19 protein-coding genes are annotated in these 19,284 nt (G+C 76.3%); 9 read left to right on the top strand and 10 right to left on the bottom strand.

Going from position 1 to position 19,284, the window contains the following annotated elements; all coding sequences use genetic code 11:
- Positions 1 to 105 precede the first annotated feature (105 nt).
- Positions 106 to 1,113, top strand: coding sequence for a peptidoglycan-binding domain-containing protein (locus tag D7318_RS34550; RefSeq protein ID WP_120695878.1), 1,008 nt, complete (start codon positions 106 to 108; stop codon positions 1,111 to 1,113).
- A gap of 13 nt (positions 1,114 to 1,126) precedes the next feature.
- Here the strand turns inward: D7318_RS34550 and D7318_RS06355 are convergent, their stop codons facing one another.
- The 6 genes from D7318_RS06355 to D7318_RS06335 all read right to left on the bottom strand — a co-directional run bounded on the left by D7318_RS06355 (position 1,127) and on the right by D7318_RS06335 (position 7,818).
- On the bottom strand, positions 1,127 to 1,939 hold the full coding sequence (locus D7318_RS06355; RefSeq protein ID WP_120695877.1) for an ECF transporter S component: 813 nt from the start codon (positions 1,937 to 1,939) through the stop codon (positions 1,127 to 1,129).
- Positions 1,936 to 3,594, bottom strand: coding sequence for an ABC transporter ATP-binding protein (locus D7318_RS06350; protein ID WP_120695876.1), 1,659 nt, complete (start codon positions 3,592 to 3,594; stop codon positions 1,936 to 1,938). Before D7318_RS06350 ends, D7318_RS06355 begins: the two co-directional genes overlap by 4 nt.
- On the bottom strand, positions 3,591 to 4,775 hold the full coding sequence (locus tag D7318_RS06345; RefSeq protein WP_183091276.1) for an energy-coupling factor transporter transmembrane component T: 1,185 nt from the start codon (positions 4,773 to 4,775) through the stop codon (positions 3,591 to 3,593). The genes D7318_RS06350 and D7318_RS06345 overlap by 4 nt, the downstream gene beginning before the upstream one ends.
- A complete protein-coding gene (locus D7318_RS32685) occupies positions 4,772 to 5,518 on the bottom strand; it encodes an SCO2322 family protein (RefSeq protein ID WP_183091277.1) in 747 nt (248 codons plus the stop codon). The genes D7318_RS06345 and D7318_RS32685 overlap by 4 nt, the downstream gene beginning before the upstream one ends.
- The gene (locus D7318_RS06340; protein WP_230423434.1) at positions 5,515 to 6,996 is read right to left on the bottom strand and encodes a prenyltransferase/squalene oxidase repeat-containing protein; all 1,482 of its coding nucleotides are present in this window, start codon (positions 6,994 to 6,996) and stop codon (positions 5,515 to 5,517) included. The genes D7318_RS32685 and D7318_RS06340 overlap by 4 nt, the downstream gene beginning before the upstream one ends.
- A 243-nt stretch (positions 6,997 to 7,239) precedes the next feature.
- Positions 7,240 to 7,818, bottom strand: coding sequence for a TetR family transcriptional regulator (locus D7318_RS06335; protein WP_120695874.1), 579 nt, complete (start codon positions 7,816 to 7,818; stop codon positions 7,240 to 7,242).
- Between the two features lie 168 nt (positions 7,819 to 7,986).
- Between D7318_RS06335 and D7318_RS06330 the strand changes: the two genes are divergently transcribed.
- The 3 genes from D7318_RS06330 (at position 7,987) to D7318_RS06320 (ending at position 11,194) form a co-directional block, all read left to right on the top strand.
- Positions 7,987 to 9,279, top strand: a complete 1,293-nt coding sequence (locus tag D7318_RS06330) for a glycosyltransferase family 4 protein (RefSeq protein WP_120695873.1) — start codon at positions 7,987 to 7,989, stop codon at positions 9,277 to 9,279.
- Between the two features lie 74 nt (positions 9,280 to 9,353).
- A complete protein-coding gene (locus D7318_RS06325; protein ID WP_120695872.1) occupies positions 9,354 to 10,124 on the top strand; it encodes a class I SAM-dependent methyltransferase in 771 nt (256 codons plus the stop codon).
- A complete protein-coding gene (locus D7318_RS06320) occupies positions 10,121 to 11,194 on the top strand; it encodes a prenyltransferase/squalene oxidase repeat-containing protein (RefSeq protein WP_120695871.1) in 1,074 nt (357 codons plus the stop codon). Before D7318_RS06325 ends, D7318_RS06320 begins: the two co-directional genes overlap by 4 nt.
- A gap of 84 nt (positions 11,195 to 11,278) precedes the next feature.
- Here D7318_RS06320 and D7318_RS06315 read toward each other — a convergent pair whose 3' ends face one another.
- From D7318_RS06315 to D7318_RS06305, 3 genes are all read right to left on the bottom strand, one after another.
- Entirely contained in the window at positions 11,279 to 12,124 is an 846-nt protein-coding gene (locus D7318_RS06315) for a hypothetical protein (protein WP_120695870.1), read from the bottom strand.
- Positions 12,125 to 12,282: 158 nt separating this feature from the next.
- Positions 12,283 to 12,891 carry a class I SAM-dependent methyltransferase gene (locus tag D7318_RS06310; RefSeq protein ID WP_230423485.1) on the bottom strand — a complete coding sequence of 203 codons (609 nt, stop codon included), beginning with the start codon at positions 12,889 to 12,891 and terminating at the stop codon, positions 12,283 to 12,285.
- 154 nt (positions 12,892 to 13,045) lie between these two features.
- Positions 13,046 to 14,368, bottom strand: coding sequence for a hypothetical protein (locus D7318_RS06305; RefSeq protein WP_120695868.1), 1,323 nt, complete (start codon positions 14,366 to 14,368; stop codon positions 13,046 to 13,048).
- Between the two features lie 262 nt (positions 14,369 to 14,630).
- On the opposite strand from D7318_RS06305, the gene D7318_RS06300 reads away from it, so the two are divergent.
- The 5 genes from D7318_RS06300 (at position 14,631) to D7318_RS06280 (ending at position 18,878) form a co-directional block, all read left to right on the top strand.
- The gene (locus D7318_RS06300) at positions 14,631 to 15,485 is read left to right on the top strand and encodes a Nif3-like dinuclear metal center hexameric protein (RefSeq protein ID WP_120695867.1); all 855 of its coding nucleotides are present in this window, start codon (positions 14,631 to 14,633) and stop codon (positions 15,483 to 15,485) included.
- Positions 15,486 to 15,505: 20 nt separating this feature from the next.
- The gene (locus D7318_RS06295; protein ID WP_183091287.1) at positions 15,506 to 16,249 is read left to right on the top strand and encodes a zinc ribbon domain-containing protein; all 744 of its coding nucleotides are present in this window, start codon (positions 15,506 to 15,508) and stop codon (positions 16,247 to 16,249) included.
- Between the two features lie 10 nt (positions 16,250 to 16,259).
- The gene (locus D7318_RS06290; protein ID WP_120695866.1) at positions 16,260 to 17,363 is read left to right on the top strand and encodes a bifunctional RNase H/acid phosphatase; all 1,104 of its coding nucleotides are present in this window, start codon (positions 16,260 to 16,262) and stop codon (positions 17,361 to 17,363) included.
- Positions 17,364 to 17,424: 61 nt separating this feature from the next.
- Positions 17,425 to 17,874: a cyanase gene (cynS, locus tag D7318_RS06285; protein WP_120695865.1), complete on the top strand. Its 450-nt coding sequence runs from the start codon at positions 17,425 to 17,427 to the stop codon at positions 17,872 to 17,874.
- Positions 17,871 to 18,878 carry an FAD-dependent oxidoreductase gene (locus D7318_RS06280; protein WP_230423432.1) on the top strand — a complete coding sequence of 336 codons (1,008 nt, stop codon included), beginning with the start codon at positions 17,871 to 17,873 and terminating at the stop codon, positions 18,876 to 18,878. The genes cynS and D7318_RS06280 overlap by 4 nt, the downstream gene beginning before the upstream one ends.
- A gap of 222 nt (positions 18,879 to 19,100) precedes the next feature.
- Here the strand turns inward: D7318_RS06280 and D7318_RS32680 are convergent, their stop codons facing one another.
- Positions 19,101 to 19,268, bottom strand: coding sequence for a DUF6126 family protein (locus tag D7318_RS32680; RefSeq protein ID WP_183091278.1), 168 nt, complete (start codon positions 19,266 to 19,268; stop codon positions 19,101 to 19,103).
- Positions 19,269 to 19,284 lie beyond the last annotated feature (16 nt).

Genomic DNA, 19,284 nt, shown 5'->3' with positions numbered 1-19,284 from the left:
CGCAATTTTGGCGTTATGCGCCCTGACCGGCTTGTTGGGTGAGTGCCCTCCGTCACCCGTTCGGGTGGTGCATAATCACGACCAGTCGACGGGGAGGGAGGCGCGATGACCGGCCAGCCCGACTGTCTGGTCTGCGGGCGCGCGGCGTTGCCGAACGGCGATCCGGACTGCGACTGCCTCACGCACTCGCTGTCCCGCCCCGTCAATCCCCCGCAGCACGGCCCCGACCCCGCCGATGTGGCGCTCTTCCCGCTCGAGCCGCCGCCCCCCAGGGCCGCACGTCCCGGCGTCCCGCCCTCCTGGCCCGTGCCGGGCTCCGCGCCGCAGTTCCAGCCGATGCTGGTCGAGCCGTCGGACGCCGGCGTGTACGGGACGTTCCGCGCCCCGGGAGCGCATCGCAAGCCCCGTTCGCGCACCCGGATCGCCGCCGCGGCGAGCGGCGCCGTCGCCGCCGTCATGGGCTGCACCGCCCTGGCCGCCTCGCTGCTCGGCGGCGGCCCCCGCACCGACGAGGCGCTCGAACGCAACGAGAACGGGCCGAGCCTCGCGCTCCCCGACGGCGGCAGCACGAGCCCCGACCGGGACGGCGACATGGAGCGTCACGGCGACGAGCCGCGCGAGGGCCGCGACGCGGGGGGCGCGACGGACGAGCCCGAGCGCCCCAGGGGGCCGACCGCCCCGACGCCCTCGCCCACGCCCGACCCCCCGCCGCCCCCGCCCGCGGCGGAGGAGCCGGAGCCCGACCCGTCCGAGTGGCAGCCCACGCCCCCGCCGCCCTCCCCCTCGGACCCGCCCGCCGAGCCGAGCGACCCGCCGGACCCCCCGGAGACGCCCGAGCCGTCCGATCCCGATCCCGACCCCTCGGACCCGCCGCCCGAGGAGGAGACGCCGGTGCTGTCCGCGGGCGACAGCGGCCCCGAGGTGGCCGAGCTCCAGGAGCGGCTGCTCCAGCTCGGCTGGGCCTACACCGGCGAGGTGACCGGCGTCTACGACGACCGCACCGTCGAGGCCGTGCGGCGCTTCCAGTCCGCCGTGGGCGTGGCGGGCGACCCCGTGGGCGTCTACGGCGCCAACACCCGGCGCGCGCTGGAAGAACGCACCACCGAGCCCTGACGCACGCGCCCGTTCACTCGAAGCGCGCCGGCGCGGCGAACGCGGCCCGGCGCGTGGCCCGGCGCAGGGCGCGCAGCACGCTCCCCCCGCACCCCAGGATGAGCCCCGCCGTCAGCAGCGCCCTGGGGATGTCCCAGCCCAGCGAGGTCGTCAGCACATAGGCGAGGTAACGGGTCAGGTTCTCGCCGGGCGGATCCCCCGGCACGAACGAGATGCCGCTGCTCATCCCCGCGATGTACGGCCAGCCCTGGAGGTTCATCACCAGGCCGTAGCCGAGGGACGACACCACCCCGTACCCCGCGAGCAGCGCCAACTCCCCGCGCCCGCGCAGCGCGTGCGCCCCCGGCAGCAGGCCCGCGCCCATCGTGACCCAGCCGAGCGCCAGCATCTGGAACGGCATCCAGGGCCCCACGCCCCCGGTCAGCAGCGCCGACGCGAACATCGTCACCCCGCCGAGCACGAACCCGAACCCGGGGCCGAGCACCCGCCCCGCGAGGACCATCAGGAAGAACATCGGCTGCAACCCCGCCGTTCCCGCCCCCAGCGGCCGCAGCGCCGCGCCCGCGGCCGCGAGCACGCCGAGCATCGCCACCGCCTTGGCGTCGAGGCCCGAGTCGGCGATGGTCGCCACCACCACCGCGAGCAGCAGCGGCAGCAGCAGCGCGAACAGCCAGGGCGCGTCGGACGAGTGCGCGAGGCCCGAGGTCGAGCTCGCGAGCAGCGGCCAGCCGAACGCCACCACCCCGACCGCGGAGACCAGCGCCAGGGCCGCGGCCGAGCGCTTCCCGAGGCGGATCGGCCGCGCCCGCCGCTCCGGCGCGCTCACCTCGCGCCGCCCGTCGCGGGCCGCAGCGCCCCCGCCACCTGCCGCACCGTCAGCCACCGCCCCGGCGCGAGCACCTTGGCCACCTGTGGCGCGAACGAAGGGGACGCCGTGACCACCTCGCCCGTCGGGCCGTCGGCCACCACCTCGCCGTCCGCGAGCACGACCGTCCGGTCCGCCACCTCGGCCGCCAACTCGACGTCGTGCGTGGCGAGCACCGCGCAGTGGCCCGCCGCCGCAAGCCCGGCGAGCACCTCGGCGAGCCGCGCCTTGGCCGCGTAGTCGAGGCCGCGGGTCGGCTCGTCGAGCAGCAGCACGGGCGGCGCCGCGGCCAGGATCACCGCCAGCGCGAGGGCGAGCCGCTGGCCCTCCGACAGGTCCCTCGGGTGCGCCTCGGGGCTGATCCCCGGCAGCAGGCGCGCGACCAGCGCGCGGCATGTCCCTCGCGCCGCCCCCGCATCGCCGTCCGCCGCCGCGCACTCCTGTGCGACCGTCTCCGCGAACAGCAGGTCACGCGGGTCCTGCGGCACGAGCCCCACCCGGCGCAGCAGCTCCTTGGGCTCGGTCCGGTGCGGAGCGGCGGGCGCGCCGCCCACCTCCCCCGCGGGGGGCGCGAGTTCGACCGAGCCGCGCGCCGGCGCGTGCATGCCGACCAGGGTGCGCAGCAACGTCGACTTGCCCGCGCCGTTGCGGCCCATCAGCGCCACCGTCTCGCCCGGCGCCACGGCGAGCGAGACGTTCCGCAGCACCTCGACCCTGCCCCGGTGGACCGTGAGCCCGCGCACGGTCAGCAGGGGGGCGCGCACGGGGGCGTCCACCCCGGGCGCATCCGCCGGCGGGCGGGCGCCGAGCCGGTCGCGCAGGGGCGCGGCCCTGCGCCTGGCGTCCCGCACGGAGAGCGGCAACGGGTCCCAGCCCGCCAGTCGCCCGAGCCCCACCACGGGCGGGTGCACGGGGGAGCGCGCCATGACCGCGGCCGGCGCGCCCAGGACCGGCGGCGCGCCCCCGCCGGGCAGCAGCAGGATGCGATCGGCGTGGTGCACGACCCGCTCCAGGCGGTGCTCGGCCATCAGCACGGTGGTGCCCAGGTCGTGCACCAGCCGCTGGAGCACGGCCAGGACCTCCTCGGCGGCGGCCGGGTCGAGCGCGGACGTCGGCTCGTCGAGCACCAGGACGCGCGGGTGCGGGGTGAGGACCGAGCCGATGGCGACGCGTTGCTGCTGACCGCCCGACAGCGTGGCCAGCGGCCGGTCGCGCAGCTCGGCCAGGCCGAGCAGGTCGAGCGTCTCCTCGACCCGGCGGCGCATCGTGGCGGGCGGCAGGCCGAGCGACTCCATGCCGTAGGCCAGCTCGTCCTCGACCGTGTCGGTGACGAAGTGACCCAGCGGGTCCTGGCCCACTGTGCCGACCACGTCGGCCAGTTCGCGCGGCCTGTGGGTGCGGGTGTCGCGCCCCGCGACGGTGACGCGCCCGGTGAGCGTGCCGCCGGTGAAGTGCGGCACAAGGCCCGAGACCGCGCCGAGCAGCGTGGACTTCCCGGTGCCCGACGCGCCCACGACCAGGCACAGCTCGCCCTCGGGAACGGTGAGGTCCACGGGCCCGAGCACGGGCGCGGCGCCGTCCGCGTAGCGGATCGAGACCTGGGAGAAACGGATCACGCGGGGCTCCTCGGGGAGGGCACGGTCGGCGGCGCGGGCGGGGGCGGGGGCGCGGGCGTGGACACGGGCGCGGTCGGGCGCGCCGGGTCGCGCGGGCGCGGGGCGACCACGGCGGGCAGCAGCCCGAGCAGCACGGCCGCCGCCGGGAGCACCGGCAGCTCGGGCGCGGCCAGCGGGACGACGGGCGGCTGGAGCGCCGCGGCGTGGTCGGCCGCCGCCCAGGCCATGAGCGCCGCGACGGCCGCCCCCGCGCCCGAAACGAGCCACGCCCGCGCCCCCCACCGGTCGGGCCGGTAGCGCGTCCGCGCGCTGCGCCTGCCGCCGAGCCACAGCCCGGCGAGCGCCGCCACGAGGCCGATCAGCAGCAGGGGAACGCCGAGGGCGGCGCCCTCGGCGGCGAGCAGCCCGTACGAGCCGGCGCACACGCCGAGCAGGCCGCCCAGCGTGAGCGCCGTGGTCGCGCGCCGCACGCCGGGCGGCACGTGGGCCGTGCGCCCATAGCCCCGGGCGTCCATGGCGGCGGCGAGCGCCACCGAACGCTCCAACGCGCCCTCGAGCACGGGCCGCGCGACCCCCACGATCGCCCGCGCCCCCCGGTCGCTCCTGCCGCGCAGCCGCCGCGCGTCCCGGGTCCTCAGCAGATCGGCGACCAGCCGGGGCGCGAACGTCATGGCCACCACGACGGCCACGCCCACCTCGTAGAGCGCGCCCGGCAGGGACTTGAGCAGCCGGGCCGGATCGGCCAGGGCGTTGGCCGCGCCCAGGCAGATCAGCAGGGTGGCGAGGCGCAGCCCGTCGTTGAACGCGAACACCACCGCCTCGCCCGTGACCCGGCCCCCGACGCGCACCCCCTGAGCCCAGTCGGGCAGCGGCACCTCGGGCAGCGTGAACAGCACCGTGGTGCCGCCGATCGGGGAGCCGAGCACGATCGCGAAGAGCACCCGGACCGCGACCACCAGGGCGCCGAGGGCCAGGAAGAAGCGGAAGGCGTGCGCCCAGGGCGCGTCCGTGCGGCGCGCGGCGACGACATAGCCCGCGACGGCCACGATCAGGGCGAGCAGCAGGGGGTTGGTCGTGCGGGAGGCGGCGGTGGCGAGCCCCAGCGCCCACAGCCACCACGCGCCGGCGTGCAGGGCGTTGCTCCGGGTGGCCACCGGCGCGCGCCACGGCGCGCGGCTCACGCCCGCCGTCGCCTGGCGCGCGCCCACGCCGCGCCGCCGAGCAGGGCGACCAGGCCGACGCCCGCGACCCACGCGAGGGTGCCGCCGCCCCCGCCGTCCGCCCCTTCGCCCTCGTCGGCCGCCGCCGCGTCCGCTCCGTCCCCGGCGGGCAGGCGGTCGGCGCAGCCCGTCTCGGGGTAGCCGGCGATGGCGCACAGCAGGGCGTCCGCGTTGTAACGCAGCGGCTCGGCGGTCGCGGCCAGCGCCTCGGCCGCGGTGCCGCCGTCCGGCAGGGGGGCGCACTCGGCGCGCGGCTCGGGCGGGGTCACGCCGGGGGGCGCCGCATCGGTGGTGCCGAAGTCGATGACCAGCGCGACGCGTTCGCCCTCGGGGGCGTCGCCGCCGTTAACGGCGCCGCATGTCGCGGCGAAGTCGCCGGGGTCGCGCGGCTGTTCCACGTCCGAAGGGCTCGCGCTCTCCGTGAAACGGAAGCCCAGCACGTCCCCGTCGTCGGGCCGCCGCGTGCCCGGGCCCTCGGTCGCGTAGACCCACCGGGCCTCATCGGCGTCCCAGAGCCAGAACGACCAGTAGACATAGCCGCCCCGCTCCTCATCGGCGGGGGCGGCGAGGGCGCCGGGGGTCCCGGGGGCCGTGGGGGCGGCCCGGGGCGTGGCGGCCTGCGCCGTGGGGAGCGCGAGCGCCAGCGCGAACCCGGCCGTGAGCGCCCCCGCGACGGCCGTCCGCGTCCACGGGTGGCGCCTCATGGCCGGGGCGTTCCCTGCGCGCGCCGGCGCCTGAAGCTCAGCCACACGCCGATGGCCACGCCGATCGCGAGCCCGACGCCGAGCATCCACAGCAGCGCGCCGCCGCCCGAGCCCGAGTCGTCGTCCTCCCCCGCGGCGTCGGTCGCCACGCCCGGGCCCTCCTCGGGGGCGGGGCCCAGGGCGTCGAGCGTGGACAGCAGGTCGTTGCCGCCGAAGTCGCGGACGTCGACGTCGGCGACCCGGGCGACCAGCATCAGGGTGCCCACCGCGGTGGGGCTGTCCGACCAGCCGGTCCAGGAGTGGTGGTTGTCGGCGAGCCAGTTGAACGCGCCCCGCCACTCCTCCTCGTGGCCGCCCGCCGCGAGCGCGAGCACGGTGCGCGCGGTCGCCATGTAGTCGGGCTGCTCCTCGCCGCCGGGGGGCGTGGAGACCAGGTGCTGGTTGCCCGAGGAGAGCGCGTCCGCCAGGTGGGCGGCGCCCGCGGACGCCGACGCGCGCTCGGGGGACGGCTCGGGCTCGGCCTCCTCGGTCGCGCCCTCCGTCGCCTCCCCTGGCGTCTCCTCCGTCGGGCCGTCGCCCGCGTCCCCGCCCTCGGTCTCCCCCTCGCCCTCGCCGCCGCAGTCCAGCGGCGTGGGCGCCCCCGCGCCCTCGTCCGCGGGGTCGACGAGCAGCCCGGCGCCGTAGGACGCGAGCACCGCGTCCGCCGTCGCGAGGTCGCTGGCGAACAGCTCCCCGCTCTCCTGGTCGGGCTGCCACGCGAACGCGCCGCGCTCGTCCTCGTTCGCCGCGTCGCAGCCGAGCTGCCACGAGGCGAGCGCGTCGAACGGCGAGCTCCCGTCGCGCCGCGTCTCCGCCGGGTCCTCGCCCGCCGCGGTGAACGCGCCGATGGCCAGCGCCGTGGAGTTGGCGTCGGACGCGGCGCCTGGGTTGTAGCTCCAGCCGCCGTCCTCGTTCTGCACCCCGGCGAGCCAGCGCACCGCGCGGCCCACCGCCTCGTCGTGGCCGCCGAGCGCGGCCAGCGCCTGCGCGGCGGCGGACGTCGCGTTGGAGTCGGCCGCGGTCACGTCGTCGCACGGCGCCTCGGGGTCGGGCCTGAACGAGAGGAACGAGCCGTCCTCGCACTGCTGGGCCAGCAGCCAGTCGACGGCCTCGGCGGCCGGGGTGTAACCGGCCGCGTCCTGGCCGAGCAGCGCGAACGACTGCCGCCACACCGCGTCGTTCTGCGGGTCGCCCTCGCCGAACAGGGCCTCGTGCGGATCGGCCGTCTGCGCCGGCGCGGATCCCGGCGCGTGCGCGGGCGCGTACGCCGGGAGAACGGGCGCGGGAGCGATCGGCGCGGGCGCGCCCGCCGCCGAGCCTGGGGTCGCGGCCGTCAGCAGGGCGGCCGCGATGGCCGCCGCGGCGGCGGTCGCGACGGTGGTGGCGCGGCCCTGCGCCGCGGCGCTGCGGCGCCGACGCGGGAGCGGGAAGGGGGACACGGGATTGCCTTTCGCTGTGCTGGTCCGCCCGCACGGCTGACCACCACGGCGCGCGACGCGCTGCGGGGCACCGGGCGCAGCGCCGTACTCCTCGACGGTGCCGACCGCCGATGTGGCGGCCGATGGCCAGTGCGCTCCACGGGCGGGCGCTCCGGCTGCGCGGGCCCGGCGGGCCCACTCACGGTTGCGGGTCAGCGCCGGATTCGCACCGGCTTCTCCCGTCCTCGGATGAACTGATGCCGGTCACTCTATCGGCGCAGCGTCCCCGGCGAGCAGTCGGCAGGCGGTTTCGATGTCCTCGTGGGCCTCGGCGAGCGTGGCGTTGCCCGAGACCCAGTACAGCAACGACGAGTGCCACGTGTGCGCGATGACCCGGATCGCGCTCAGCCGGCGCGCGGCCTCCGCCTCTGGCAGCCCCGACGCCTCCACGAGCAGCGCCGTGGTCAGCCGGGTGACCGCCCTGAACTCCTCGCGCGCCGAGGCGTCCGCCAGCTGGAGGGCGCGCATCATGGCCTGCGCGAGCCGGGGTTCGCGCTGGTGTGAACGGAACGCCCGCTTGAGCGTGTGCGCCAGGCGCTCGGCGGGGTCGCGTTCGGTGAGCGGGCGCTCCCTGAGTGTCGCGCGCAACCGTTCCAACTGGTCGTCCAGGACGGCGAGCAGCAGATGGATCTTGGAGGGGAAGTAGCGGTAGAGGGTGCCGATGGCCACCTCGGCCGACTCGGCGACGTCCCGCATCTGCACGGCGTCGAAGCCGCCCGCGGCGGCCAACTCGGTGCTGGCGTCCAGGATGCGCCGCCTGCGGGCCCGCTGCCGCTCGGTCATGGGCCGCTCCGGAGCCGACGCTGAAACGACGCTGAAACGAGGTGCAGTTTACGCGCTGTGGGGCGTGGTGATAATCACCTGAGTCATCGTATTCCCGCCGCCGAAGAGCGCGTTATCGTCGGGAGCCGCGGCACTACCCGCGGGTAATCACGGGCGGAGGGGCGAGGAGTGGCAGCTGGGGCAGACGAGGACCGCCCGTTGCGGATCGCGCTCCTGAGCTACAAGGGCAATCCTTTCTGCGGCGGCCAGGGCGTCTACGTCAGGCATCTCTCGCGCGAGCTCGCCGCGCTCGGGCACGACGTCGAGGTCATCGGCGGCCAGCCCTACCCGGTCCTCGACGACGGCGTTCCGTTCACCGAGCTGCCGAGTCTCGACCTCTACCGCAAGACCGACCCGTTCCGCACGCCGCGCCGCGACGAGTTCCGCGACTGGATCGACGTGCTCGAGGTCGGGACGATGTGGACCGGCGGCTTCCCCGAGCCGCTGACGTTCTCGCTGCGCGCCCGGCGCGCGCTGGCCGCGCGGCGCGCGGCGTTCGACGTCGTCCACGACAACCAGACGCTGGGCTACGGCCTGTTGGCGCTGCGCCGCCTCGGCCTGCCGCTCGTCACCACGATCCACCACCCGATCACCGTGGACCGCAGGCTCGAGCTGGCCGCGGCCGGGAGCGCCAAGCGCCGTGCGTCGCTGCGGCGTTGGTACGGCTTCACGCGCATGCAGGGCCGCGTCGCGCGCCGCCTGCCCTCCGTGCTGACCGTCTCGGGCGCCTCGCGCCGCGAGATCATCGACGACTTCGCCGTGCGCCCCGACCGCGTCCACGTCGTCCCCATCGGCGCCGACACCCGCGTCTTCCACCCGGACCCCGCGACCCCGCGCGTCCCAGGGCGCATCGTCACCACGTCGAGCGCGGACGCGCCGCTCAAGGGCCTGATCCATCTCGTCGAGGCGCTGGCCAAGCTCCGCACCGAGCACCCGGGCGCCCATCTCGTCGTCGTGGGCGACCGCCCCGAGCGTGGCCCCGTCGCCGAGGCGCTCGACCGCTTCGGGCTCGGCGGCGCCGTGGAGTTCGTCAAGGGCATCAGCGACGCCGAGCTGGCCGAGCTGGTCCGCGGCGCCCATGTCGCGTGCGTGCCCTCGCTGTACGAGGGCTTCTGCCTGCCCGCCGCCGAGGCGATGGCCGCTGGCACCCCGCTGGTCGCCACCACGGGCGGCGCGATCCCCGAGGTCAGCGGGGTCGACGGCGAGACATGCCTGGCCGTTCCGCCGGGCGACTCCGGCGCGTTGGCCGCCGCGCTCGGCAGGCTGCTGGCCGACGACGCGCTGAGCGCCCGCATCGCCGCGGCGGGGCGCGAACGCGTGTCCGCGCGCTTCACCTGGCAACGCGCCGCGTTGGCCACCGTCGAGCACTACCGCGCCGAACGCGCCGCGCACGCCGCCCGGGCACGCCGCCGCGCCCCCTGAACGCCCCGCGCCCCACCCCACGCGCCCCCCGCACCGCCACGCACCACATCGCACCGCCGTAAGGAGCCGACCACGTGCTGACCGTGGACTTCACCCGCTTCCCCCTCGCCCCGGGGGACCGCGTCCTCGACCTGGGCTGCGGCGCCGGGCGGCACGCGTTCGAGTGCTACCGGCGCGGCGCCCATGTCGTCGCCCTGGACCGCGACCCGGAGGAAGTCGCCACGACGGCCGGCTGGTTGGCGGCCATGAGAGAGGCGGGCGAGGCGCCGCCCACCGCGAGCGCCCGCGCGCTGGTCGGCGACGCCCTCGCGCTGCCGTTCCCCGACGACACCTTCGACGCGCTCATCGTCTCCGAGGTCATGGAGCACATCCCCGACGACAAGGGCCTGCTCGCCGAGGCCGTCCGCGTCCTGCGCCCCGGCGGCCGGATCGCCGTGACCGTCCCGCGCCACGGGCCCGAACGCGTCTGCTGGGCGCTGTCCGACGCCTACCACAGGGTCGAGGGCGGCCACATCCGCATCTACCGCGCCGACGAGCTGCTCGCCAGGCTGCGCGGCGCGGGGCTGCGCCCCTACGGCACGCATCACGCGCACGCCCTGCACGCCCCCTACTGGTGGCTCAAGTGCGCGATCGGCGTGGACAACGACACGGCCCTGCCCGTCCGCGCCTACCACAAGCTGCTGGTGTGGGACCTGATGAAGCGCCCGCTGGCCACGCGCGCCGCCGAACGCGCCCTCAATCCCCTGCTCGGCAAGAGCTTCGTCGCCTACGCCACCAAGCCCCGCACGCCGGAGCCCCGCACGCCCGAGCCGCGCACCGCCGAGCCCGACGCGGGGCGCGCGTGACCGGCGGCACCGAGCGGCGCGGCAGCCCCGCGCTCCCCGGCGTGCTCACCGCCGCCGAGACCGCCGCCACCGCCGCGGGCATCGCGGCGGTGCAGCGCCCCGACGGCGCCATACCGTGGTTCGCCGGGCACCACCTCGACCCCTGGGACCATGTCGAGGCCGCGATGGCCCTCGACACCGCGGGCGAGCACGAACGCGCCGCCGCCGCCTACGACTGGCTGGCCCACCACCAGAACGCCGACGGCTCATGGCACGCCGCCTACGCCGATGGCGACGCCGCCCGCCCCACCGACCTGGCCGCCGAGAGCAACTTCTGCGCCTACCCCGCCGTCGGCGTTCTCCACCACTACCTGGCCACCGGGGACGAGGCGTTCCGCCGCCGCATGTGGCCGGTCGTGCGCGCCGCGACGGAGTTCGTGCTCGCGCTGCAACGCGACGGCGGGCAGCTCGGCTGGCGCCGCGACCCCGACGGCACCGCGGTGCCCGACGCGCTGCTCACCGGCTCCGCCTCGGGCTACCACGCGCTGCGCTGCGCGCTGGCGCTCGCCGAGCTCGCGGGCGAGCCCCAGCCCGACTGGGAGCTGGCAGCCGGGCGCCTCGCGCACGCCGTGCGCCGCCACCCTGAGCGTTTCCTCGACAAGTCCGGCTACTCCATGGACTGGTACTACCCGGTGCTCTCCGGCGCGGTCACCGGGCCCGAGGCGGCGGCCCGACTGGCCGCGCGCTGGGACGAGTTCGTGGTGCCTGGGCTCGGCGCCCGCTGCGTCTCCACCAACCCCTGGGTCACGGGCGGCGAGAGCGCCGAGCTCGCCCTGGCGCTCTGGGTGGCCGGCGCGCCGGAGCGCGCGGCCGAGATGCTGCGCTGGATGGGCCATCTCCGCGCCCCCGACGGCCTGTACTGGACGGGCTACGTCTACGCCGACGACGCGATCTGGCCTGCGGAGCGCACCACGTGGACGGCGGGCGCCGTGCTCCTCGCCGTCGCCGCCCTCACCGGACACGGGCCCACGCGCACCGTGTTCGGCGGAACGGGCCTGCCGCCTGGCCTCGAGCCCGACTGCTGCCGCTGAGGGCCGCGCGCACCAACGGCGGTGGCCCCGCCCGGTCCGGAGAAGGCCGGGCGGGGCCACCGCCGTCACGAGGGGAGGGAGCGCTCAGCCGCGCTGGATGCCCGAGGTGTCCTGGAGAACGCCGCGGCGGCCGTCCTGCGTCTGCGCGACGAGGGACTGCCCCCGCTGCTCGACGGCCAGGTACCAGGTGCCGGGGGCCAGCTCGGCCACGGGGGTCGGCGAGCCGTCCTCCCCGTACAGCGGGCGGGCCGCCGGGACCGCGAACCAGAACGGCTGGAAGTTCGGGTCGGCGCCGCCGCCCACCGACGGAACGGCCTGCGTCGGCTGGTGCGCGACGTTGGCGCCCGCGGCCGCGCCGGGCTGGCCCGGCTGCGGCTGACCGGGCACGCCCGGCTGCCCCGGCTGGCCGTACTGCGGCGTGCCGGCGCCCGGGTACCCGTAGCCCGGCTGGCCGCCGTAGGGCTGCTGCTGGCCGTAACCGGCGGGCTTCGGCGCGCCGGTGAGCGGGGCCTGGAGGGCGGGCACCACCGGCGTCGCCGCGGCGGCACCGGCCAGGGCCAGGCTGGCGATGAAGCCGAGGATGATCCCCACGCCGGCGTCGACCCCGTCGGGGCCGCCGATCAGGGTCCAGAAACCGGCCCACGCGGATGTGACCGAGAGGGCGATGCCCCACTGGTCCACGCGCAGGCCGAGGAACTCGCGCTGCGGCTGCGGCAGGAAGCGGGCGCCGACGATCGCCGCGGCCCCCAGGATCCCCGCGAGGAACACGGAGGGGAGGATCGGGAACCAGTCGGCCGACCAGCCGCTCCAGCCCTGCTCACCGCCTCCGTACGCATCGGCCGAGCGGGCGTCCAGGAAGGAGGCGATCAAGAGCAGGAGCGCTGCGACGAGCACTACTCCGTCGCCTCGGGAGAGCGAGCGGTTGTTCACTTCAGATCCTTCGTCGTTCTCGTCGTCATGGTCTGGTCAGGTACCGGCGGGCCCATCGTACGGATGAAGTCGAGAGCCGAGCCGGGGGATGGGGCTTACTGTTCCCCGAGCGACACGCTTGTGATCCTGCTGTGACCTTCGGCCGCGGCTCTGCCCCCTTACGGCGAGCGCCCGTTCACGCGCCGGAGCACACGCAACGAGCCATGCGCCGACACCTCGGCGAACGCGCCCTCGTCGAGCGCCCGCCGCCACACCCGGTAGGGCGCCTGCCCGCCGTCGGCGGGGTCGGGGAAGACGTCGTGGATCACCAGCAGCCCGCCCTCGGCCAGTTGGGGGGACCAGCTCTCGAAGTCGGCGGTGGCGTGGGCGTCGGTGTGGCCGCCGTCGATGAAGACGAGCCCGAACCGCCCCCCGCCGCCCCCGCCGAGCGCCGCGGCGGCCCGCGCGGAACGGCCGACCACCGCGATCACATGCTCCTCGAGATGGGCGTCGGCCAGCGTGCGCCGGAGGAACGGCAGGGTGTCTATCCGCCCCGGCGCCGCGGGGTCGGCGAGGTCACGGTCGTGGAACTCCTGCCCCGGCTGCTGCTCCTCACTGCCCCTGTGGTGGTCCACGGTGACCGCGACGGTGCCCGCGGCGCGGGCGGCGTCGGCGAGCAGCAGCGTCGAACGGCCGCAGTAGCTGCCGATCTCGAGCAGCGGCAGGCCGAGGGAGGCGGCGGCCTCGACCGCCGCCGCGTGGAGGGCGCGCCCCTCGTCGGGCGGCATGAAGCCCTTCGCGGCCAGAAACGCCTTGAAGACGTCCTTCGCCACACATCCCCCTCGGGCCCTTCGGGCCTGGTCCCCGGCCTGTCTCCGGCTCTCGCCCATGCTGCACCATGCGTACGAACGGGTGTGCGCCGGGGTGTCGGCCGGGTCGCTCTCAGCCGAGCCGGGCCAACGGCGCCTGCTGGAGCGGAACGGGCTTGGCCACGGCGGGCGGCAGGTCCTCGGGCTCGGGGTGCTGCCTGGGGTGCGTCTCGGGGCCGGGCGCGGGGGTGCGCGCCGGCGCGGCGGCCTCCGTTCCTGCCCCCTCGGGCGCCCCCTCCGACCCCGACCCCGGCTCGGACGGTGGCGCGGCCGACTCCGGTGCCGCTTCCGGCGTTTCCGGCGCTCCGGGCGTTCCCGGCGCTCCGGGCTTCTCCGGGGCCGCGGGCCCCGCCGCTCCCGTCGCCGCGCCCGCCGCCTCCGGCGGATCCGGCACGTTCAGCCGGGCCAGCCCGCACGGCGTCGACGCCGACACATAGGGCAACAGCAGCTGCCCGTCCGCCGTCCACCGGCCCGCGCCCGCCAACCACCCCTCCGGCACCGGCAGATGGACGAGCTCCCGCTGCTGCGGCCGCCACACCGCCACCCACTCCGCCTCGGGCGTCGTCATCCGCAGCGCCACCGCGCACCGCTCCGGCAGCAGCATCTGCCCCGGCTGCGCGGCGAACGGCGTCACCCGCACCCCGCCCTCGGGGTGCAGCGCCTCGGGGAAGCGCACCGGCCGGTGGCTGCCGAGCACGCCCCACCCGATCCGCTCGGTGCCAGGCGCGTCCGAACTCACCAGCAGCAGCCCGCTGTCGGGGTCGGCGAGCAGCAGCCTGTCGTTGCTGTCCTCGGAGATCCGCAGCAGCTCGGTCGGCTCGCCGCCGTGCTCCACGTCCACCGTCACGGCGCGCGTCTGGCCCGTCGCGTCCGTGCGGTCGAGCGCGAGCAGCCGCCCCTCCGCGTCGAGCCACGCGCCGCCCGAGCACTCCCCGGCCAGCACGGTCACCAACTCGGGGCCGAACGTCCCCCCGCACACCATCCACAGCGCCGTCCCCGCGGGCCGCCCCGCCGAGGCGTCCTCGCCCTGCGGCGCGAGCGCGTACACGCGCGCCCCGTCGGGCGCCGGCGGCAGCAGCGTGAGCCCGTCGGACTCCACCGCGCCGAGCGGCAGCTCCCCCGTGTCGGGCCCCGAGGGATAGAGCAGCGAGAAGTGGTAACGCCCGTCCGCGCGGCGGGCGATCAGCACCCGCCCGTCCGCGAGCGGCTGGAGTCTGCTCCCGGCCTCCTCGGGCTGGCCGCCGGGCAGCTGGACGGTGTACGGCTCGGGGCCGTCGAGCGTCCAACGCTCAGGACACCAGCCGCCGTCGCCGTATCCGGCGACCAGCCGGGCCGCGTAGGCCCCTCCGGCCGCGATGGTCAGGGGCGTGGGCAGTAACGCCGGTCGGGCCGTCATGTCGCTCACCTCCGGGGAGGACGCTAGGTTTCGCACTGCCAGCCGAACAACTCGCCTTGCGCGGCTTCATGCATAAGGGTGACCGTTGCCGGAATCACAAGATCAACCGGGGTCGGCTGTGCATCCCCTGGCCTTCCCCCGGGCCACCCCCGGCCATCTCGCCCCGGCGCCGGGTCCGTTCCGGGCCCGTTCCGGGTCCGGCCCTGGCCCGGTCGCGGCCCGTGCCCCCGGCCGGGCCCGGCGGGACAGGTAGCCTGGGCCCGTGCCCGTACTCTCCGACGTGATCTCCGCGCTCGACACCCTATGGCCCCGCGCGTGGGCGCAGGACTGGGACGCGGTCGGCACGGTGTGCGGCGACCCGGACGCCGAGGTCTCCAGGGTGTTGTTCGCCGTCGACCCCGTGCGGGAGATCGCCGACGAGGCGGTGGCCGTCGGCGCCGACCTCCTCGTCACCCACCACCCCCTCTACCTGCGCGGCACATCGACCGTCGCGGCCGACACGTTCAAGGGCCGCGTTGTGCACACCCTGATCACCAACGGCGTGGCCCTCCATGTCGCCCACACCAACGCCGACATCGCCGACCCCGGCGTCTCCGACGCCCTCGCCGCCGCCCTCGACCTGCGCGTCACCGGGCCCCTGGCCCCCGACCCCGCCGACCGCGAGGGCCGCAGGGGCCTGGGCAGGCTGTGCGCGCTCGACCGGCCGATGACGCTGGCCGCGTTCGCCGAGCACGCCGCCGCCCGGCTGCCCGCCACCGCCCAGGGCGTCCGCGCCTCCGGCGACCCCGACCGCCCGGTGCGCACCGTCGCGGTCAGCGGGGGCGCGGGCGACAGTCTGTTCGCCGAGGTACGCGCGGCGGGCGCCGACGCCTACCTCACCGCCGACCTGCGCCACCACCCCGCCTCCGAGGCGCGCGAGCACGCGCCGGTCGCCCTGCTCGACGCCGCCCACTGGGCCACCGAGTGGCCCTGGTGCCAGCAGGCCGCCGCCCAGCTCGACGCCGTGTCCGAACGCCGGGGCTGGGGCCTGCGCACCCAGGTGTCCCACCGGGTCACCGACCCCTGGATCCTCCATCAGCCGTCCCCCTCACCGCGAGTCAGTCACCCTGCCCCGTGAGTCATTCAAGGAGCCCCCAACTGAACGCCGCGCCCGCCGACCAGATCCGTCTGCTCGACGTCCAGGCCCTGGACGTCCGGCTGACCCAGCTCGCGCACCGGCGCGACACCCTGCCCGAGCACGCCGAGGCGCGCGCGCTGGAGAGCGACGTCGCCCAGCGGCGCGACCTGCTGGTCGCGGCGCGCACCGAGGAGAGCGACACCGCGCGCGAGCAGGCCAAGGCCGAACAGGACGTCGACCAGGTCCGCCAGCGCGCCGCGCGCGACCAGCAGCGCCTCGAGTCGGGCCTGGTGACCAACCCCAAGGACCTGGAGAGCCTCCAGAGCGAGATCGCGTCGCTCGCCAGGCGCCAGGACGACCTGGAGACCATCGTCCTCGACATCATGGAACGCCAGGAGACCGCGGGCGCCCGCGCCAAGGAACTGGCGGTGAAGGTCGAGGAGTTGGAGGCCAAGGCCGCCGAGACCGCCGCCCGGCGCGACGCGGCGCTCGCCGAGATCGAGGCCGAGTCGGGCGCGGTCCGCGCCGAGCGCGCCGAGGTCGCCGCCGCCGTCCCGGCCGACCTGCTGAAGCTCTACGAGAAGCTGCGCGAGCAGCAGGGCGGCATCGGCGCCGCCCGCCTCTACCAGCGCCACTGCGAGGGCTGCCGCCTCGAGCTGAACATCACCGAGCTCAACGAGGTGCGCGCCGCCGCCCCCGACGCGGTGGTCCGCTGCGAGAACTGCCGCCGTATCCTCGTCCGCACCCCGAAGTCCGGACTGTGACGACCCCGTGATGACCCGCTTCATCATCGAGGCCGACGGCGGCTCCCGGGGGAATCCGGGGCCCGCGGGCTACGGTGCCGTGGTCCGCGACGCGACCACCGGCGAGCTGCTCTCCGAGACCGCCGAGTACATCGGCACCGCGACCAACAACGTCGCCGAGTACCGCGGCCTGATCGCCGGGCTGCGGTCGGCGTTCGCGCTCGACCCCTCGGCAACGGTCCAGGTGCGGATGGACTCCAAGCTGGTCGTCGAGCAGATGTCGGGCCGCTGGAAGATCAAGCACCCGGACATGCGGCCGCTCGCGGCGGAGGCGCAGGGCGTCTTCCCGCCGGGCGCCGTGCGCTATGAGTGGATCCCGCGCGAGCGGAACAAGGACGCCGACCGGCTCGCCAACGAGGCGATGGACGCGGGCCGTCGGGGCGAGCGCTGGCGCCCGCGCGAGCGCGCGGCCGAGCCCGCCCCGGCCAAGCCCCCCGCCGTGGGCTGGGGCCCGTCGGCCGGGACGCCCACGACGTTCCTGCTGCTGCGGCACGGCGAGACCGACCTGACGCCGCGCAAGGTCTTCTCCGGCAGCGGCGGTTCGGACCCCGAGCTGTCCGACGTGGGCCGCGCCCAGGCGGCGGCCGCGGCGGCCGCGCTGCCCGAGGTGGACGCCGTGATCAGCTCGCCCCTGGTGCGCTGCCGCCAGACCGCCGAGCCCGTCGCCGCCCGCCTCGGCCTGGACATCAGGTATGAAGAGGGCTTCCGCGAAACGGACTTCGGCGCGTTCGAGGGCCTGACGTTCGCCGAGGCGAGGGAGCGCCACCCCGACGCGCTCGAGGCGTGGCTCGCCTCCCCCGACGCCGAACCCCCGGGCGGCGGCGAGAGCTTCACCGCGGTGGCGCGCCGCGTCGCGGTCGCCCGCGACAAGACCCTCGCCCGCCACCCGGGCAGGACAGTCCTGGTGGTCACCCATGTCACCCCCGTGAAGACCCTGCTCCGCCTGGCACTTGACGCCCCGCCCCGCGCGATGTTCCGCATGGAGCTGTCCCCCGCCGCCCTGACCGAGGTCGCCTACTACGCCGACGGCAACGCCAGCGTCCGCCGCTTCAACGACACGGGGCACCTGCGGTAGGGGTCAACGGGCCCGGTGCGGCGGCGTGTCGAGACGGGCACCTCGGGGGAACAGCTGGGGCATGACCCCCATCCTGAGCAAGCAAGCCGCCGCCGACCTCGTCGTCGCCGCCCGCATACGCCGCGGCCTGTCCTGGGCGAAGCTGGCCGAGGAGATCGACGCGCCCGTCGTGTGGGCGACGGCCGCGCTCCTCGGCCAGCACCCGATGACCAAGGAACAGGCCACGCGCGTCTGCGCGTTGCTCGAGCTGGACGCGTCCGTCGTCGAGAGCCTCCAGCTCCAGCCCTCCCGCGGCACCGACCCCGCGCCGATGGCCGACCCCACGATCTACCGCTTCACCGAGGCGCTCGCCGTCTACGGACCGGCTCTGAAGGCGTTGATCCACGAGGAGTTCGGCGACGGGATCATGAGCGCCATCAACTTCCGGGTGGACATCTCCCGCCGCCCCGACCCCGAAGGCGACCGCGTCGTCGTCACGTTCGACGGCAAGTTCCTCGACTACAAGTGGTGAAGGGGGAGTTGGCGACCCGGGGAGGGGAGCCCGTCGTCGTGGTCGGCGCGGGCGTCATCGGCCTCACCACGGCGATCGTGGTCGCCGAGGCCGGGTACGCCGTCCGCGTTCTCACCCGTGAGCCGCCCGCCGCGACCACCTCGGCCCTCGCCGGGGCGCTGTGGGAGCCGTTTCTCGCCGAGCCGAGGGAGCGTCTGGCGCGGTGGGCGTACGAGGGGCTGCCCGTGCTGGCCCAACTCGCCGAGCGCGAAGGGGAGACCGGGGTGCGGCTGGTCGACGGCGTCGAGGCGCACCGTTCCGCCGACGCGCCGCCGCCGTGGTGGTCGGCCGAGGTGCCGGGTCTGGTGAGCCCCGCCGCCCCGGCCGACCTGCCGCCCGGCTACCGCTCGGGCCACCGGGCCAGGCTGCCGCTCCTCGACATGCCGCGCTACCTGGGGTACTTGACCGACCGCCTCGCCGCCGCGGGCGGCCGGATCGAGCGGCGTACCGTCGGCTCCCTCGCCCAACTCGGCGACCAGGCCGGTGCGTTGGTCAACTGCACGGGGCTCGGCGCCCGTGACCTCGTGCCCGACGACGCGCTGCGCCCGGTGCGCGGCCATGTGCTGCGGGTGGCGAACCCCGGCATCGAACGGTGGTTCGTCGACGTCTCGGGCGAGGACGGTGAGGGCGGCGAGGAGATCGTCTATGTGCTGCCGCAGCGCGACACCGTGATCCTGGGCGGCACCGCCCACCGCGACCGCTGGGACACCACACCCGACCCGCGCGTCGCCGAACGGATCCTCCGGCGCTGCGCCGCGGCGCACCCCGCCCTCGCCACCGCGCGCGTCCTCACCCACCGCGTCGGGCTGCGCCCCTGGCGCCCGCGCGTCAGGCTCGAGCGCGAGACGCTGCCCAACGGGGTGGTGTGCGTGCACAGTTACGGCCACGGCGGCTGTGGCGTCACCGTCTCGTGGGGCTGCGCGGCCGAGGCCCTTGCCCTGCTCACAGGCCGTAGCGGTCCTTGAGATGGCGCCAGAAGTCGCGGTCCATCCAGGCGTCGAACCCGGTGATCCGCGTCGCCGAGCCCGCCTTCATCAGGAAGCCGTCGCCGCGGACAGGAGGGTGCGACGGCGGCGGCGGGGGGACATGGCGTCTCCTTCGTTCGCGGGGTGACAACGGAACGAGGCGTGGTCACCCGCCAGTTGCCGCGTGAACGCGTGAGGTTGCCGCGCCCACCCCCCCTTTCGCTACGGGTTGTCGGCGCCCAGCGAGAACAGGAAGATCAGGAACGCCGCCACCAGGTGCCCCGCGATCCCGTGGAGCAGCACGCGGATCCACAGCCCCTGCGGGATGCGGTCGCGGCGGCGGGGGGTGGGCCGGTGCGGGGGCTCGGGGCGGGGCTGGTGCGCCGACATGGGCGCCCTCCTTGTC

It is taken from the genome of Streptomyces radicis (assembly GCF_003626575.1).
Taxonomy (GTDB): Bacteria; Actinomycetota; Actinomycetes; order Streptomycetales; family Streptomycetaceae; genus Streptomyces; species Streptomyces radicis.
The sequence above is the reverse complement of the archived record's forward strand: the minus strand, read 5'-3'. Positions and strand labels throughout refer to the sequence as shown.